The organism is Lacibacter luteus (assembly GCF_004118265.1).
Taxonomy (GTDB): domain Bacteria; phylum Bacteroidota; class Bacteroidia; order Chitinophagales; family Chitinophagaceae; genus Lacibacter; species Lacibacter luteus.
Genome location: NZ_SDHW01000003.1, coordinates 92,586 through 107,239 on the forward strand (window position 1 = coordinate 92,586; position 14,654 = coordinate 107,239).

Annotated in this window: 6 protein-coding genes; 3 read left to right on the top strand and 3 right to left on the bottom strand. The window is 39.9% G+C overall.

Going from position 1 to position 14,654, the window contains the following annotated elements; all coding sequences use genetic code 11:
* Positions 1 to 253 precede the first annotated feature (253 nt).
* The 3 genes from ESA94_RS11495 to ESA94_RS11505 all read left to right on the top strand — a co-directional run bounded on the left by ESA94_RS11495 (position 254) and on the right by ESA94_RS11505 (position 11,349).
* On the top strand, positions 254 to 1,993 hold the full coding sequence (locus ESA94_RS11495; protein ID WP_164972716.1) for a tetratricopeptide repeat protein: 1,740 nt from the start codon (positions 254 to 256) through the stop codon (positions 1,991 to 1,993).
* Between the two features lie 510 nt (positions 1,994 to 2,503).
* The gene (locus ESA94_RS11500; protein ID WP_129131058.1) at positions 2,504 to 10,027 is read left to right on the top strand and encodes a MopE-related protein; all 7,524 of its coding nucleotides are present in this window, start codon (positions 2,504 to 2,506) and stop codon (positions 10,025 to 10,027) included.
* Between the two features lie 146 nt (positions 10,028 to 10,173).
* The gene (locus ESA94_RS11505; RefSeq protein ID WP_129131059.1) at positions 10,174 to 11,349 is read left to right on the top strand and encodes a vWA domain-containing protein; all 1,176 of its coding nucleotides are present in this window, start codon (positions 10,174 to 10,176) and stop codon (positions 11,347 to 11,349) included.
* 80 nt (positions 11,350 to 11,429) lie between these two features.
* Here the strand turns inward: ESA94_RS11505 and ESA94_RS11510 are convergent, their stop codons facing one another.
* From ESA94_RS11510 to ESA94_RS11520, 3 genes are all read right to left on the bottom strand, one after another.
* Positions 11,430 to 13,046 carry an amidase gene (locus tag ESA94_RS11510; protein ID WP_129131060.1) on the bottom strand — a complete coding sequence of 539 codons (1,617 nt, stop codon included), beginning with the start codon at positions 13,044 to 13,046 and terminating at the stop codon, positions 11,430 to 11,432.
* Positions 13,047 to 13,093: 47 nt separating this feature from the next.
* Positions 13,094 to 13,855: a DUF3667 domain-containing protein gene (locus ESA94_RS11515; protein ID WP_129131061.1), complete on the bottom strand. Its 762-nt coding sequence runs from the start codon at positions 13,853 to 13,855 to the stop codon at positions 13,094 to 13,096.
* A gap of 96 nt (positions 13,856 to 13,951) precedes the next feature.
* Positions 13,952 to 14,644: a hypothetical protein gene (locus ESA94_RS11520; RefSeq protein WP_129131062.1), complete on the bottom strand. Its 693-nt coding sequence runs from the start codon at positions 14,642 to 14,644 to the stop codon at positions 13,952 to 13,954.
* Positions 14,645 to 14,654: the final 10 nt, after the last annotated feature.

Consider the following 14,654-nt stretch of genomic DNA (forward strand, 5'->3'; position numbering starts at 1 on the left):
TGTTCACTCAGATTTTTTGTTGTCACCATATAATAGTTTATTCTGTGCAAATATTTTTTCAATAAACAGGTAAACCGTTGAACAGGCATTTTCTGTTGATCAGATTCGGGTATTCTTTTAAGGCCCCTGTGCATATCAGTTGATAATTCCATCTCCATTACTCACCGCTTTTCTTATTTTAGCTGGTTATATGCCCCCACGAAAAATCATTGATCACATCCTCCTGCTTATAATTTGTATTATAACCTGTGTAATGGTGTCGGCCCAGAACAAACTTGGTCTCGACCCTGCTAAATGGGCGTACGAATTAAGCAAAAAAGAGCTTACGGAAGTGAACAGCATGGGAAGCCTCAGCCTTCAGTTAATGGAAACCGATTCGGTAAAAGCACTTCATTTTTTAGATGCCGTAGAAAGATCAGCCAATGCAAAAGGATATTTTTTTACTGCTCACTTCTGTATGGTAAAAGCTAAATTTCTTTACGATAAGTGTATTATGCAGGACAGCACCCGAAGTAAACAACCGGGAGATGTTAACAGGATCGCCGATCAAATGCGAAAGCTTTTTGTAACAGCACTTGATGCAGCTTATCATACCGAAGATGATAAAACAATTGGGTGGGTGAGTTTTTATTCTGCAAAAACAATGCGCAAACTCGGCGAAACCAGTTGGGCAGTAATGTATTCAAAAAACGGAGTGGACCTGTTTGAAAAAATTGGCTACGAAGTAGAACCCACAGTATATACCGATCTTGCCGATTTACTCCTTTATGTAAAGGAATACGACCAGTGCATCAGGTATGCTGAAAAAGGAATTGCAGGATGGGCAAAAGTGCAGGACGATAATGTATTTATAAATACAAAAACATACAAAATCAGGGCATATAACATACCTGGTGTGGCGCACTACGAAAAGCAGCAGTACGATTCTGCCTTTTATTATTATCAAAACGCATTAACACTTGCAAAACGCTACAACGATACTTTATGGACGGCAATACTCCTGGGCAACATTGGTAAACTTATGTTTACACAAAACAGATACGATTCTGCCTACGCATTGTTTGTTAACGATTATAAAAACAGCAAGCAAAAAGGAGCGTACGATAATGCCGCCAATGCTGCACAATGGGCTGCAAGAGCTAACCTGGCAATGGGTAATAAAATTGTTGCTTTAAATGAAGCGAGAGATGCCTTGAAGCTTTTGCGCTTTCATCCGAATGATATCTATTTACGAAATACCTGCTATACACTAACACAGGTGCATCGTGCTTTGAATAATTACGACAGTGCTTTTTATTACAACGAGCTGTACAATAAGCTAAATGATTCGCTCGAAAGAGAAGCCGTTATTAACAGCCTTGCAATTTCTAAGGCAAGGTTAAATGATGAGGTGAGCCGCTACAATATTCAAAAAATAAACAAAGAGAAAAAAGAACAGTTTTTTATCCGTAACGTTTTAATAGCAGCAATAATCGGTTTGTTTTTAATTGTGCTTTTGATTATTAACAGGGGATGGCTGAAACAGAAAATAGCTGTTGAAAAAGCGCAGCGTGAAAAAAAGATGATGGAGCAGGAGATGCTTTCAGCAAAAGAACAAATGAACAGCTTTACCAGCCATATCATTGAAAAAACAAACCTTATCGAAAAACTTGAATTACAGATCGCAAGTCGCCAGGCTACAGAAGAACAAACCACCGTTATTGCAGAATTAATACAGTACACAATATTAACCGAAGACGACTGGATTAAATTCAGATTATTGTTTGAAAAGATTTTCCCGCAGTTTTTTCAAACCCTTAAACAAACAGTTGCAGAAATAACAGTGGCCGAGCAGCGTATGGCTGCACTAATCCGCTTACAGTTAACAACCAAACAAATGTCTGCCATGCTGGGCATTTCGATAGATAGCGTACACAAAACAAGGCAGCGGTTACGCCAGCGGTTGAAGTTGAATAGTGAAATAAACCTCGAAGAATACATCGCTTCTGTTTAAACAGGGATATGTTTCTCTCCAACTAAAGTCAATGTTTTTTTAGTACCAGCTTTTCGCTTGTACATAAATCTTTGCGTTACTACTCAAGTATCAAAGCCGGTTTTTTAACAGGCTTCCTGTTTTTTGCTGTCAAAACTTAACGTCATGCAAATGTTCGCCTAACAGCATTAACTCATTGAATATAAAAGACAATTTCAAGCCTGTCCGGTCTTTGTCCGGTATACTGTCAGCCGTTTGTACGGGTGACTGTCAGCGCTTTGTCGCTTCAAATACTTGTACATGCCTCTTGTTACAGGCTACCTTGGTACAATTATTTTTTCATTTGAAACTGCATGTATGAGAAAGAAAGACTGGACCATTGCTGTATTGATTGTAACTGTCCTGCTCCTCATACTCCTAGTGTATTTCATTTTCGAAAAAAGAATTGAGGCCATAACCGATAAGATCAACTGACAGTAGCCTGTATCCTGGATAAGCCACCCACTTTTCTTAATCATCAAAGCTAAATGTATGTACAAGGCTAAAACTATCTGCCCTGATTTTTTCTTTAAACAGCGTTTATATGTTAAACCGCTCTTAGCAATACTACTGATAGGTAGTGGTATTGCCGCTTTTGCCGGGCTGTATGCAAACCCGGGAACAAACCTGTTTCAGTTTATTGAAACGAAAAGCATTTTTAGTGTAGCAACGGATAATGCAACAGCAGATACGATCGGTAAGCTGAAGGCAACAAATATTACTGCAACAGGAGTAACGCTTAGCTGGGAAAAATCAGCAGCAACAGAAAAGTATACGGTAACGATCTATAAGAAGGGAGTAAAAATAATCAGCAGCAACACGTCTTCATCTACAACAAATATTACCGGGCTTGAAGCAGCTACTTCTTACCAATGGGATGTAGCCGATATGTTTGGAAATAGCAAGTCGTCTATGCATTCGTTTACAACAACTGTAAGTGCAGATGTTGTTAATGATGGAGATGCAATTGGTTTACTGGCGGAGCCTGGTGACCCTATTGGTGGAGAATGCGGATCGAACCCGGTTTATAATTATTATATCGACAAAGATGGAGATGGATATGGTGATGTAAATGCAACGGCGATTAGCCGATGTCTTCAAAGCGTAAACGGATACAGTCGGAATAAATTGGATTGTAATGATAACAATGCAGCAGTAAAACCCGGGGCAACAGAAATTTGCGACGGTATTGATAATAATTGTGATGGTGTAACAGATGGACCTGATGCACAATTAATAACTTTTTACCTTGATGCTGATGAAGATGGATTTGGTACTTCAACTGTAACAAGTCAAAGTTGTACTCAACCTGCAGGTTTTGTAACTAACTCTGCAGATTGTAACGATAGTGATCCGGGTGTTAATCCGAATGCGGTAGAAGTTTGCGATGGAAAAGATAATGATTGTGATGGGCAAACAGATGAAAATTTAACTGCAGTATGGTACAGAGATGCAGATGCCGATGGTTTTGGAGATCCCGGTATTATAACGAATGCCTGTTCTAAACCTGCAGGGTATGTAGCAAACGATGATGATTGTGATGACGGGGACAGCAATATTAACCCGCAAACAATTTGGTACAAAGACACTGATAATGACCGTTATACTGATGGTACAACTATTGTAAGCTGTACAAAACCTCAAGTGGCAATAGGACAGGATGCTTTTGGAAATCCCATTTTTGACAACTATGTACTCAGAACACAATTAATTGGCCCATCACTGGCACTGGATTGTAATGACAATAATGTGCTTGACTTTCCCGGAGCAACAGGCTCTTCCTGTCTTGTAACATGTCCTGCAACTACTATCATATATGTAAAAGCAGATGCAACCGGCAGCGGTAATGGTTCAAGCTGGGCAAATGCATTAACAAAATTGCAGGATGCTTTATTCCAGGCTTGTCCGGGCATAACACAAATTTGGGTGGCCAAAGGAACATATTACCCCGATGAAGGTGGCGGTAAAAGCAATAATGATCGCAATGCTTCATTTACTCTAAAAAATAACGTGGCCATTTATGGAGGTTTTGCCGGCACTGAAACACAAATTAGTCAGCGGAATGTTTTACTCAACAAAACAATATTGAGTGGAGATGTCGATAAAAACGATGGCGTTAATTTCAGTAATAACAGCGGAAACAGCTTTCATGTAATTGCCAACATAAACAATGCACTCAACAATTCTGCATTGCTGGATGGCTTTACTGTATCTGGGGGCAATGCCAATTCAACAAGTAATATACCTGCAAATCAGAAGAACGGCGGAGGTATGTTAAACATTCATGCATCACCCACAATAAAAAATTGCGTGTTTACAGCAAACACAACACAATATAACGGCGGCGGTATGTTCAATGAAGGAGGGCAACCAATTATTACTGGTTGTACGTTTTCCGCAAACAATGCTTTGGTTAACGGTGCCGGTATCTATAATACAGGCAATGAAAACTGGAAGATTTCAAATAGCAGGTTCATTGCAAATGCCAATGGAGGTATTTATAATTTGGGTGATTTATATGTAGTGAATACTGAGTTTTCAAGGAACACAGGAACAGGATTTGAAAACGGGCAAGTGGGAGTTGATAAGGCTTACGGTAAAATTGTGAATTGCGTTTTCAGTTTAAATGGTATCTCTTTAGCGAACAACTATAGCAATATTGAAATTTATAATTCAATTTCAGATAAGTTGTTTATAAATAATTCGGGTCCCGATGCTGAAAATCCTTTGGATCCGGTTTATGTATTCACTGTTCGTTATTCACTTGCTCCCGGTATTGGTGGCAGTAATAATAATCTGTCTGCAAATCCATTGTTTGTAGATGCTGCAAACGATAATCTGCAATTGCAAACAGGTTCACCTGCTATTGATGCAGGGTTAACTAGTGCAAATACAGAACCAACAGATTTGGCCAATAATGCACGCATCATCGGCACAATAGATATGGGTGCTTATGAGTTTGGTTCTAAACCATGTCCTCCGGGAAATATTCTGTACGTAAACAAAAATGCAACAGGTGCCAACAATGGAACTTCGTGGGCCGATGCCTATATAAGTCTCCAGGATGCGCTTGGCAACACCTGCTCGCAGGTTACACAAATATGGGTGGCAAAAGGCACGTATTATCCCGATGAAGGAGCAGGTGTAACCAACAACAACAGAAGCGCTTCATTTGTAATGAAAAATAATATTGCTGTTTATGGTGGTTTTGCCGGCACAGAAACCAGCCTCAGCCAACGTAACTGGAATACAAATGCAACTGTGTTAAGTGGCGATATTGATCAAAATGATGCTCCATCAATTGCTACAGCCAACCTGTTATCCGAAACAAGCAGAAGTAATAACAGTTACCATGTAATACGCAACAGCTTTACAACCGATAATCCGTTAACGAATACAGCTGTGCTCGATGGATTTGTAATAACAGGTGGAAACGCCAGCGGAACGAATCCGGATAATGCAGGTGCAGGTATGTACAATTCATATGCTTCACCTGTTGTAAAAAATTGTTTGTTTACCCGCAACGCAGCAAATGGAGGAGGCGGTATTTATAATCAATATGCTTCTTCAACAATTGTTCAATGCATTTTTACTAATAATTATGCTACTAACCTCGGGGCAGGCATCAACAACTTCAATGTTACAGCTGCACTTACCATAACAGGCTGCACATTTAATGCAAACACAGCATATAGTGGTGGCGGTATCGGAAATGCATTTGCCACACCTGTTATTACTAATTGCATCGTCTTTGGAAATACTACAAATTTCAATACAGGTATTTTCGATCAATCAGCTGCCAGCAATACAACTTACAGTATTGTAGAAAGTAACAGCGGCGTGTTTCCGGGTACAGGCAACCTCAATGTAAACCCATTATTTGTAAATGCAGCTGCGGGCAACTTACGTCTTCAGCAAACTTCACCTGCAATCAATAAAGGAAATGATGCTGCTAATAATGAGTCGGTAGATTTTGATGGTAATGCACGTGTTGTAGATGTAATTGATATGGGAGCATATGAATACATTGTACAGTCCGGATGCTCGCCTGTAAGTGTAACAAGCAACAGCTTAACCGCTTTACAAATAAACGGATGCGGAACAGCTGCAATAGCAACAGTTAGTTTTTCATACAGCACAGCAGCAACTACATTAACCCAGGCGCAATACAATGCGCTTAACTTACCAATTGAAGAAGGAAGTTGTGATATAGCAAAAGTGACGTATACGGATGTGATCGATCAAAACCTCAGCGCAGAAGGTAAATGGGTAGTTATAAGAACATTTACAATAACAGACATTAACAGTGCAAAAGCTACTGTAACACAACAAATCACTGTTGAAGATAATGCTGCCCCAACTGTTATTACCCAAAACATAACAGTTAATTTATTACCGGGGGGTAAAGTAACAATTACACCGCAACAGGTGAATAATGGCTCTAACAGCACATGCGGCATTCAGTCTTATAGCTTAAGTAAAACCGATTTTTATTGTAGCAATGTAGGACCCAATACCGTTACACTTACTGTAACGGGTGTTAATGGTAAATCGGCAACGGGTACTGCTGTTGTAACAGTAGCAGATAATGTATTGCCTATTGTAATTACAAAAAATATAACTGCACAAATAGGTGCTTCCGGAATTGTTACTATTGCAGACAGAGATGTAGACAATGGTTCTTACGATCCTTGCGGCCTTGTTTCTTATGAACTCGATAAAACAAGCTTTAACTGCAGCAACATTGGATCCAACACAGTAACACTTACAGTAAAAGATGCCAATGGTAACACAGCTTCGGGCACAGCCATTGTAACAGTAGAAGATAAAACAGCACCCATTATAATAACAAAGAACATTACCGTACAGTTAGCCGATAATGGAACCGTTACTGTTGCAGACAGAGATGTAGACGACGGTTCTTACGATCCTTGCGGTCTTGTTTCCTATAAACTAGATCGCACCGATTTTTCATGTCTTGATTTGGGTGATAATACAGTTACGCTTACGGTAAAAGATGCCAATGGTAACGAGGCTTCTAAAACAGCAATCATAACAGTACAGGGAACAGGTGGCAGAAGCTGGGTTATTGACAATGACGGTGATGGCTATTATACCAATGCTGTGCTTTTCCAATGTGGTGTTCCCTCAGGATATGTGCTTTTAACTAATCAGCTTCCCGGCGATTGTAACGATAACAACGCTGCAATAAATCCTGCTACTGTTTGGTATAAGGATGCAGATAATGATGGCTACAGTGATGGTGCCACAGTTACAGCTTGTACACGACCTGCAAACTATAAGCTTGCATCAGAATTAACAGCAACAAGTGGCGATTGTAATGATAGTGATGCGGCAGTGCATGCAGGTGCAACATGGTACCTGGATGCAGACGGTGATGGTTACGCAGCTTCATCTGTTTTATCATGCACTGCTATGGGAACAGGTTATACCAAAACAGTGCTGCCTTTAGGCGATTGCGATGATGCAAATGCAGCCATTAATCCTGCTACTAAATGGTATATCGATGTTGATAACGACGGATATCCGGGTCAGATGTCAGCTACACAATGTACCCGCCCTTCGTTTATGTATGCACCATTCCTTTATTCAACCGGTAAACTGGCATCAGAATTAAAAAGCCTAACACCGGATTGCAATGATATGAATGCGGGCTCATTCCCCACAACCTATTATAAGGACTATGACAATGATGGCTTCAGTGATGGTACCTCTGCAGAAAATTGTTCGTTCAGTCCGTATCCATATTACAAACTGCCATCACAGCTAAGATCAATTCAGGGAGATTGTGATGATAACAATGCTGCAATCAACCCGCAAACAATATGGTTAAAAGATGAGGACAATGATGGCTTTACAGATGGAACAACTAAGCAGCAGTGTACACAACCGCAGTATTATAAACTTGCATCCGTATTTTCAGGAAAGCCGTTAGATTGTGATGATAACAATGCATCCATCGATCCGCAAACAACATGGTATAAAGACACTGACGATGATGATTACAGCGATGGTACTACCAGGACACAATGCCAAAGACCAGCAGGATACAAACTGTCTTCAGAACTGAAAGCAGGATTGGATTGTAATGATGCAGATAATACTATCAATCCGCAGACAGTATGGTATAAAGATGAAGACAATGATGGTTACAGTGATGGTACAACCAAAACACAATGTACACAACCGGCCGGCTATAAATCAGCTGCAAACTTAACAGCTACAGCAGGTGATTGTGATGATACAAACAGTGTACTGAACCCGGCTACCGTTTGGTACGAAGACAGGGACGGTGATGGTTATCCGAGTGGTCGTACAGCAGCAGGTTGCTTATCGCCGAAGTTTTATTACGGCGGAATATTTGAACTGAGTAAGTTTACTTATGGCGTTCTCCAATCTGAGTTGATCAGCTTAACGGAAGATTGTGACGATGCCAGTGCTGATAACAACCCGGGAGTTATTTGGTATAAGGATGCAGATAACGATGGCTTTAGCGACGGTACAACACAACAAGGTTGTTACCAGCCATCGGGTTATAAACGCCAGGGTACAGTAGCGCCGGGCGGCGATTGTAATGATGAAGTTGCGGCAATTAATCCCACAACCAAATGGTATCCCGATCTGGATAACGACAGGTACAGTACCGGAAATTATATTGTACAATGTACAAGACCGGAAGGATATAAATTACCGGGTGAGCTGATAGCTGTTACAGGCGATTGTAATGATAACAATGCAATACTTAATCCGAATACGCTTTGGTATAAAGATGCAGATAATGATGGATACACAGACTTTACAACACAACGCAGTTGTTTGCGACCAACCAATTACAAACTGTACACCGAATTAACCAGCACTTTTGCAAGCGACTGTAACGATGCAAATGCAATTATTAATCCTGCAACCAAATGGTATAAAGATGCAGATAATGATGGTTACAGCGATGGTACTTTTAAGATACAGTGCGTACAGCCGGAAGGTTATAAACTTACATCGGCATTAACTGCAATCAGTGGCGATTGTGATGATGATAATAAGTTATTAACACCAGTTGCTGAATGGTATAAAGATGCAGATAATGATGGGTACAGCGATAATACCTGGAAGATACAATGCACCCAACCTGATGGATATAAGTTAGCTGTAAACTTAACTGCCACTGCAGGAGATTGTAACGACGACAACCCGGTGCTTAATCCTGCAACCGTTTGGTATAGAGATGCAGATAATGATGGTTACAGCAGCGGCGATGTATTGGTACAATGCACCCAACCCACATTGTACAAACTGGCAGCAGAATTAAGTTCCACATTTGGCGACTGTAACGATGTAAATGCTTCAGTAAATCCGGGAGCAGCTGAAGTATGCCGCAATGGAATTGATGATAATTGCAACGGACAAACAGATGAAGGAACTTGTGAGCCATGCAAAAATGCAACAGCACTCAGAACAACGAATATCACTTCAACCGCTGCAACGTTTGAATGGTCGGCTGCAGCAAATCCCGATCAGTGGCAGATACAATATAAAACAACCAAAAAAGGTTCGAAGTGGATCGATGTATTTGTTACGGGTAATAAACGTTCGGTTACAATTTACGGATTGCAGCCGAACCAGAATTACAGCTGGCAGATACAGGCAAAATGTGGCAAATCGTGGACTGGTTATTCAACAGCTATTGCGTTTATAACAGAAGGAACAGCAGGGCTTGTTGAAGCGAAAACTTCGGTTGTAACAACTACTCCAAACTTCGAGGTCATCACAGCTCCCAATCCAAGCGATAGTTACTTTACCTTAACTGTTAAGAGCAGCAACACAACCGACCGCATCCTGGTAAGAGTAGTAGATGGGTTGGGAAGGATTGTTGAACAAAAGGAAAATGTAATGGCCGGTACCACTGTTCGCTTTGGCGACAAGTATATACCCGGTATCTATTTTATCTCTGTTCAACAGGGTAGCAATCTTAAAACAGTGAAATTAATTCGACGATAGTTGATTTGGTTTAGATAATTACAACGCCGCCTGTTTTAACAGGCGGCTTTTTTGTAAGGGTGCGTAAACCTGTTAAAACATTGCAAACACTTTTTTATGTGTATGTATTCAAGCACTGTTGTGCATCCATGTAAAAAATCAACGTTATGCAAAACAATCGTAAACCTCTGCTGGCTGCTGTAACGGTATTCGCAGCTATTATTCTTGCAAGTGCTTTTAATAAACCGGGCGAACGTACACAACAATTGGCTTCCGCTCCGCATCCCACCACTGATCAAAAAATTCAGGTAGCTATTCTGCTCGATGTGAGCAACAGCATGGACGGCCTTATCGACCAGGCAAAAGCACAACTCTGGACAATGGTTAACACACTTGGCGGTGTACATTGCGAAAACAAAGCCAATCCCAAAATTGAAATTGCTTTATACGAGTATGGTACACCACGTAATGATGTTAAGAAAGGTTACATCCGCCAGATCAATAATTTTATTACAGACCTTGATTCGCTTTCAGAAAATTTATTTGCGTTAACTACAAACGGCGGCGATGAGTATTGCGGTCATGTTATTTATTCATCTATCAACGAATTGAAATGGGATGCTAATCCCAATTCGTACAAAGTAATTTTTATTGCAGGTAATGAAAGTTTCCGCCAGGGGAATGTAAGCTTTACACAGGCCTGTACTGCAGCAAAAGGAAAGGGCGTAATTGTAAATACCATTTACTGCGGCGACAGACAAACCGGTATTCGTGAATACTGGAACCTGATGGGCGAATGTGGTAATGGCAGCTTCTGTAACATTAACCAGGATCATAAAATTGAAGACATTGCCACGCCTTATGATGATGAGATCACAAAACTCAACGAAAAACTGAATACAACCTATATTACTTACGGCGCAAGAGGTGAAGAGTTTTATCAGAAACAACAAAAAATGGATGCAGCAAATGCAGCTATGAGCAAAAAGGCCGCAATGAAACGTGCCGAAGCAAAAAGTAATGGAGCAATGTATAATAACTCCGGGTGGGATCTGGTTGACAGAGTAGGTGATAATGAAGCGGAAATTGAAAAGATCGATAAGAAAACATTGCCCGACAGTTTGCAGCATAAATCAACTGCCGAATTGAAAGTAATTGTACAGCAAAAGAAAAAAGAACGGGCAGCGATCCAAACAAAAATCATTGCACTGAATCAACAACGTCAGCAATACATCAACGATCAGAAAAATAAAACCGGTGGAGCAACAGTTTCAACAATGGAAACAGAAGTAGAACGCATTATTAAAGAACAGGTAAAACGTTTTAAGATGAATGTGAAGTAGAGTAGTTTGTAGTTTATGGTTTTTAGTTTGTAGTTAATGCTCCTTCTTCCATGAGCTTTCCCGAAGAAGGAGCATTTGCTTTATGACAAAAACGCTTTTTTAAACGATGGTTTTACACGATGCTTTGTTGCCTGTTCGTACGCATAAGCCATACCAATAAGTTCAGCTTCTTTATAAGCTGTACTGAAGAATGAAAGACCAACCGGTAAATCGTAAACCAATCCGCAAGGAACAGAAATATGCGGATAGGCACTCATTGCTGCAGGGCCGGTTAAAAACACATTGCCCCACCTGTCGCCATAAATAACATCAATACTGCAGGATGGGCCCATGGTTAAACCAATCAATGCATCGAGTTTGTTTTGTTGCAATACATCATCGATCATCTTTTTTGAACCAAGATGACTTTTTGCATAAGCTTCCTTGTATGCCTTATTGTCGAGCCCTTGTTTTTCTGCACTGGCAATCATTGTTTCCTGCTTAAACGTAGGCATCGATTTGTCTTCATTTGCCTTGTTGAAAGCAATTACATCATCAATACTTTTCATTTTCGAATTAGAAGCTGAGAGGTATTTATTCAACCCGTCTTTAAATTCAAATTTCAACACATCAAATTCAGCATCGCCCAATGCATTGAGTTTATCGAGATATTCCAGCTCTACTATTTCAGCACCTTGCAGTTTTAAATCAGCAATCGCTTTTTCGAGCAAGCGGTTTAAAAACTGGTTGTCGTATTTCTTTTTTTCAACGCCTAAACGTTTTCCTTTTAAAGCATCGGTTTTGCAAAATGCAGTATAATCAGTTACTGTTTTACCTTCACTTTCTTTTGTTACAGCATCATGTTCATCAATACCTGTCAGGCTTCCTAATAAAATGGCCGCATCTTTCACTGTACGTGCAAGTGGCCCTGCTGTATCCTGCGTAGCAGAAATTGGAATAATACCACTGCGGCTTAACAAACCAACAGTTGGTTTAATACCAACTGTTCCGTTTACAGATGCAGGACAGGTAATAGAACCATCTGTTTCTGTACCAATAGCAACTGCACATAAATTAGCAGAAACTGCAACACCCGAACCCGAACTTGATCCGCATGGATTATGATCGAGTATGTAAGGCATTTTTGTTTGTCCGCCACGGCTGCTCCAGCCCGAACAGGAATTAGATGAACGGAAGTTTGCCCACTCCGATAAATTGGTTTTGCCCAGCAACACAGCGCCGGCATTGCGCAGCTTAGTAACAATAAATGCATCTGCTTTTGCAATATGATCCATTAATGCAAGCGAACCTGCGGTGGTCATCATTTTATCTGCAGTATCTATATTGTCTTTGATGAGAACCGGAATGCCGTGCATGGGTCCACGTAGTTTTCCTGCCTTGCGTTCATCATCCATTTGTTTGGCTATTGCGAGTGCATCAGGATTTAGTTCAATAACCGCATTAAGTTTGTAACCGTTTTTATCAATAGCGTTAATACGATCGAGATAGCGTTGTGTTATTTGTTCTGATGAATAAGTACCCTGTTTCATTTTTTCCTGTAACTCATCAATGGTTACTTCGTTCAACACAAAATCATCAACAGTTGTTTCGTTTGCTTCTGTTGTTGAATTATTGTTGGTTGATGAATTACATGCGGCACTAACCAGCGTGGTTGCACCTGCAAGCGTACTGTTGAGGAGAAAATCTCTACGTTTCATAATGCAGTAGTTAAGCGTTTGCTTAAATATACTGATGAAAGCGGAGATTATCTCAACAGTAGATAAGCAACTGTTGCAATAGCAGTAAGTACCGTTTGAACGATGTACGAACATGCAAAAACTGCAAGGCCGAGCAAAAGCGATTTAATCCACGATAACTGAAAGAATTGCTTATAGCTTACAGTAAACGTATACAATATTACAAGCAACGACAGGAACGACAGAACAATGAAATGTGTATCTGTTTTGCCAATGAGCATGAGCAGTGTTGTGGCAATAGCAAATGTGTTACTCTGTGCACTGCTGGCAGCATGCAGTACAATGTTCTCAGCATAATTTCTTTTTCTGCTTCTGCCAATAAACAGCCAGGAAAAAAAGGCAAACAGTGGAATTAATATTAACTGAAAAATGTTATTGTATTTCTGAAGAAAGGCGGCAACAGATTGTTGCAGTTTTACCAGCTCTGAGCTTTGCACAGTGCTGGTACCTTTGCTCATGGTAATGACGGTCTTTTCAATAAGATGTGTTTGCGTAACCAAAAATGTAGTAATACCAACAATGATCAACAGGTATTGAAACAAATTGAAGTAACGTTTACGTCGGCCTTCTACAAGATCGAGTGCAACGATGCCCGGCTTTTTAATAATATTCCATGCAAAGGAAAAAATACCTTTATCGGCATGTGTAAACACATGTACCAGTTCGTGAAAAACATGGCCTACTGTATATCGGTGAGTTTCTTTTTGACCGCAGTTGTTGCAGAAATGTCCGGTATAGGCTGTTTCGCAGTTAAGACAGGTTTGGTGCATTGGTTTTGATTATGCGGCAATATAATATTTTTACGTAAGTAATTTTTTAACGTGTGTAAAGACTCTAAGAAATCTGAGGAAGTGAGAAGGGATAGATTACTCATTTCTTTTTTTCTTGGCTTCATCTTCAACTGATTTAAGTATGTCTCTTAACAATTTGGTTCTTTTTCTTTCTTGGTCAGCAATTCTTTTCTTGTCAGAATCACTCAGAAGAATATTATAGTAAACCATCTTAGCTGCTGCATTATAAACAATGAAATCAGCTTTGTATTCTTCTGCTGAATTGTATTTAGAATACATCAGCCTGATATAACGCATTTTTTGTTTTGTGTTTTCAATAGTTGTGTCTATAACATCGGACATACTACCTGTAATTCTTATATCGTTTGGATTGGAGAATCTGGTAATCAGGGTATCAAACGAAATTTTGTAATCTGTCATATCCACGTGCCCATAATTTCGGAAGTAGTCTTTATTCGCTTCAACATTCCCATATTTTCTATTGTGATTCCAACTGGAAAAGAAAGTAAAGCCTATAAAGAGGGAAAAGATTAAAGTGCAGCCTGTATATGTAAATGTGAAGACTTTAATACTTCTATCAGTTCTAGACAGCACAGTATTGATAATAGCTCCAAAAAAGATGGCTGGAACAACGGGGATCAACGGCATCAATACAAGGAGAGGATTTTTAATAACATAAATAATATCTCGTCCAAATAGAATGATGAGTAGCAAAAAAATCGCCAGGTTCAGGAAATAAAATAATAGGAATTTTTTAAAAAAGGTCATAAACGAAAAT

Coding starts and splice junctions, on each gene's coding strand:
- ESA94_RS11495 (WP_164972716.1), top strand. CDS start 254: ATGGTGTCGGCCCAGAACAAACTTGGTCTCGACCCTGCTAAATGGGCG.
- ESA94_RS11500 (WP_129131058.1), top strand. CDS start 2,504: ATGTACAAGGCTAAAACTATCTGCCCTGATTTTTTCTTTAAACAGCGT.
- ESA94_RS11505 (WP_129131059.1), top strand. CDS start 10,174: ATGCAAAACAATCGTAAACCTCTGCTGGCTGCTGTAACGGTATTCGCA.
- ESA94_RS11510 (WP_129131060.1), bottom strand. CDS start 13,046: ATGAAACGTAGAGATTTTCTCCTCAACAGTACGCTTGCAGGTGCAACC.
- ESA94_RS11515 (WP_129131061.1), bottom strand. CDS start 13,855: ATGCACCAAACCTGTCTTAACTGCGAAACAGCCTATACCGGACATTTC.
- ESA94_RS11520 (WP_129131062.1), bottom strand. CDS start 14,644: ATGACCTTTTTTAAAAAATTCCTATTATTTTATTTCCTGAACCTGGCG.